At 68.1% G+C, this 2,958-nt stretch carries 2 protein-coding genes; both read left to right on the plus strand.

The window, feature by feature from the left end:
* Positions 1-1,305 (plus strand): phytoene desaturase family protein (locus ACR2JI_RS06365; protein WP_526389175.1); only part of this gene is annotated, 1,305 nt, incomplete at its 5' end.
* Positions 1,306-1,332: 27 nt separating this feature from the next.
* The gene (tyrS, locus tag ACR2JI_RS06370) at positions 1,333-2,631 is read left to right on the plus strand and encodes a tyrosine--tRNA ligase (RefSeq protein ID WP_526389177.1); all 1,299 of its coding nucleotides are present in this window, start codon (positions 1,333-1,335) and stop codon (positions 2,629-2,631) included.
* The last annotated feature ends 327 nt before the right edge of the window (positions 2,632-2,958 follow it).

A 2,958-nucleotide genomic window follows, 5' to 3' on the forward strand; every position in this document is an offset into this window, starting at 1 on the left:
TTCGCCGACGTATTCGGCCGTGCCGGTCTGCGCCTCGATGACGTGATCGGTCTGCGTCGCCTCGATCCGGGCTTCCGCTACCGCTACGCCGACGGCTGTGTGATCGACGTGGCCCACGATCCGCAGCGCACACTGGCCAACGTCGCCTCCGCCCTGGGGCCCGACGCGGAGGCACAACTGGCCGCATTCCTGGCCTACAGCCGCCGGATCTGGGAGGCGGCCGCCCCCAATTTCGTGCTCGGCCCGGCACCCACCTGGGCGGCGATGACAGGCCTGGCTCTGCGTCGCCCGCGAGCCCTCCTGGCTGTCGACCCGTTGCGCAGCATGGCCGCAGCCATCGATCGTCACGTCCGCGAGCCGCACCTGCGTATGCTGCTGCGTCGCTACGCCACCTACAATGGCAGCGACCCCCGACGTGCCCCGGCAACACTGAATTGCATTGCGCACATTGAGCTTTCGCTGGGCGGCTACGGAGTCCAGGGCGGGATTCACGCCCTTGTCGAGGCACTGGTCAACGCCATCGAGACCCGCGGCGGGATCATCGAATACGGCGCACGGGTCGAACGGCTGTTGACCGACGACGGTGCGGTGGCGGGGGTGACTCTGGCCGACGGCGGCCGACGGCGCGGCCGGTCGGTCGTGGTCAACGCCGACGTGGGCTGGCTGCGCGGTGGCGGGATGGACGCCGGGGGCCGGCTGCCCGCTGCCGGGGCGCCGTCGATGTCCGGGTGGAACGCGGTGTTGCGCGCCGCACGTCGGCCGGACCGGATGCCGCACGAGGTGCTGTTCCCGAGCGATTACGACGCGGAGTTCGCCGACATCGTCGACCATGACCGCCCGCCGGCTGATCCGACGGTGTACCTCTGCGCCCAGGAGCGCTGTCACGGTGTGGCCGGCTGGGCCGACGCCGAGCCGGTCTTCGTGATGGCCAACGCCCCTGCCGAGCCGGCCTCCGGATCGCGCGCACCGGAAGTCTGGGCCGCGCTGGAGAACGCCGTCGAGCAGCGGATCCGCGCCACGGGGTTGTGGGGGCCGGGCGATGAACTGGTATGGCGGCGCACGCCGGCCGATCTGGCGCGCTCGTTCCCCGGCAGCCGCGGGGCCATCTACGGTGCGGCCAGTAACGACCGCTTCGCCGCGTTCAAACGTCCGCCCAACCGGGTGCGCGGGGTCGAGGGTCTCTACCTCGCCTCGGGCAGCGCGCACCCCGGCGGTGGGTTGCCGATGGTCGCGCTGTCCGGACTGGCAGCCGCCGACTGTCTGGGCAGTGACCTTGGCATGCCCCGGCCGGTCGCTGCGGGCTGAACCGACCCGATACGGGAAGATCAGATGATGGGCAGCGAGACGATCCTCGATGAATTGAACTGGCGCGGTCTCATCGCGCAGTCCACCGACATCGACGCGCTCGCCGCGGCGGCCGCCCAGCCACCGATGACCGTCTACGCCGGGTTCGACCCGACCGCGCCGAGCCTGCACGCCGGAAATCTGGTCCCGCTTCTTGCGCTGCAGCGTTTCCAGCGGGCCGGGCACCGGCCGATCGTGCTGGCCGGTGGTGCGACCGGACTGATCGGTGATCCCCGGGACTCCGGCGAGCGCGCCATGAACACCGCCGACACCGTCGCGCAGTGGTCTGAACGCATCCGCGGGCAACTCGAGCGGTTCGTGGAATTCGACGCCGGTGCCGCCGGCACCGGGTCGGGAGCCATCGTGGAGAACAATCTGAGCTGGACCCAACCGCTCGGGGCCATCGAGTTCCTGCGCGACGTCGGCAAGCATTTCTCGGTCAACGTCATGCTCGACCGCGACACCATCCGCCGGCGCCTGGATGGCGAGGGCATCTCCTACACCGAATTCAGCTACATGCTGCTGCAGGCCAACGATTACGTGGAACTGCACCAGCGGTATGGCTGCTCGCTGCAGATCGGTGGGTCCGACCAGTGGGGCAACATCATCGCCGGCGTGCGCCTGGTGCGCCAGAAGCTCGGGGCGAGCGTGCACGCGCTGACCGTGCCGCTGGTGACGTCGGCCGACGGAACCAAGTTCGGCAAGTCGACCGGCGGCGGCAGCCTGTGGCTGGACCCCGAGATGACCAGTCCGTTTGCCTGGTATCAGTACTTCGTCAACACCGCGGATGCCGACGTGATCCGGTACCTGCGCTGGTTCACCTATCTGTCGACCGCCGAACTCGCCGAACTGGAGGAGGCCACCGCTGATCGGCCGCAGGAACGGGCCGCCCAACGCCAACTGGCCCGCCAGCTGACCACCCTGGTGCACGGTCAGGCCGCCACTGACGCCGTCGAGCACGCCTCGGCCGCCTTGTTCGGTCGCGGTGAACTCGACCGGCTCGACGAGCCCACCCTGGCGTCGGCGCTGCGGGAGACCGGTAACGGGCAGGTGGCCGAACTGAAGGCGGGTTCGGTCGACGGCATCGTCGATCTGCTCGTCGCAACCGGGCTGTCGGCCAGTAGGAAAGAGGCCAAGCGCACCATCGCCGAGGGCGGGGTGTCGGTCAACAACGTCCGGGTACAGAGCGAGGAGTGGGTGCCCGACGCCGCGGACTTCCTGCACGGGCGCTGGCTGGTGTTGCGCCGCGGGAAGCGGAACATCGCCGGGGTACAGCGGGTTAACTGAATGTGACGAAGGTCAAACGTTCCTGTAGCTCAGGGGATTTGACTCCGCTGCAACCCTGACGTAACTTATGGAAGTCGTTGCGACGCGGTTCGTCCGCAGAGCGCGGCGGCATCCCAGGGAATGATTCCGGACTTCGGAGTGTTCCATCTGTCCGTACGACGAGCACGCGGCTTTCGGCCGCGGGTTGGTTGCGCGGCCGGGCAGGGATGCCGGGACTGTTGTTTGAGAACTCAATAGTGTGTTTGGTGGTTTTTGTTTGTTGTTTTTTGTTTTGTTGTTTCTGGCACCCCCGTGTCAGGGATGACTGTTGTGCCAGATGTTTTCTGG

The organism is Mycobacterium sp., from assembly GCF_051006775.1.
Classification (GTDB): Bacteria; Actinomycetota; Actinomycetes; order Mycobacteriales; family Mycobacteriaceae; genus Mycobacterium.